Here is a 903-nt window from a genome sequence, read left to right as displayed (position 1 = left end):
TCGCCGCGGATGGCTGCGGCCGGTTGTCCGGCGGTGGCAGGCGGGGGGCCGAGTTCCGCCCGGTAGGACACGGACAGGATTCCCGGGGGTGTGCGCAGAAGATGCAGTCGACCACCGTGTGGCGTGGCCAGCTCGACCGCGACCGGGAGCACCCTCCTGTCCATCGTCACGTCGAGCCGCTCGGCACGGACTGCCCGGCCGTTGGCCGCGGCGATGTGGAGGGCGACGTCCGCAGGTTCCCCGACATCGAAGGTGAGGTCGCAACTGACCACTCGCTCGGCCACCCCGCCGCCGGGATGCGCGGACGGTCGGTAACTTTCTGACTGCACGTCGGTCACGGAGGGGACGCCACCCCGGCAGTGCGCAGGATCTCGTCCGTCGAACCGGTCAGCGAGCCGGCGCCGGCCAACCGGAGCACCTCGCGCGCATGCTCGGGTACATGCTCGGGTGCGGTGTCGGGCAGAGTCACCAGCGGCTGGGTGCCCGGCACGGACGGAGTGAAGGACAGCCGGTCGGGAGCACCGCCGTCGTCGTCGAACCGGTCGAGGTCGACGCGGTCGAGAACGGAAAAGGTCTGATGCGCCGTCACGACGGCCACCTCACCCCGACGGTACCCCGCCGGATGGCAACAACCGACTACCACATCGACATCATGTCGCACATCGACATCATGTCGATGTTTGCGAAATCATCAGCCTGTTCACAGGCTACCATATGGGAGACCCTCAAAGGGAGATCACGCTGACGGGCACGACGATTCCCGGGGCACGACGATTCCCGGGGATCGACGAGTCTTTTGTGGGCATGTCCGCCGAATATGGTCGGGTACGCGCGGTGCTCATCACGGCCACCGCACAGCCCGAACCCGAATCATGCGAAATCACCCTCCGTACACCACGCCAC

General features: G+C 67.1%; 1 protein-coding gene and 1 pseudogene. Both read right to left on the bottom strand.

The window, feature by feature from the left end; all coding sequences use genetic code 11:
* A pseudogene (locus tag AC5LSR_RS05075) lies at window positions 1–338 on the bottom strand (transglutaminase-like domain-containing protein); the annotation flags it as partial.
* Window positions 335–589, bottom strand: a complete 255-nt coding sequence (locus tag AC5LSR_RS05070) for a hypothetical protein (protein ID WP_250283557.1) — start codon at window positions 587–589, stop codon at window positions 335–337. The pseudogene AC5LSR_RS05075 and the gene AC5LSR_RS05070, both read right to left, overlap by 4 nt.
* Between the last annotated feature and the right edge of the window lie 314 nt (window positions 590–903).

It is taken from the genome of Protofrankia sp. CiP1_Cm_nod4 (assembly GCF_982290645.1).
The sequence above is the reverse complement of the archived record's forward strand: the minus strand, read 5'-3'. Positions and strand labels throughout refer to the sequence as shown.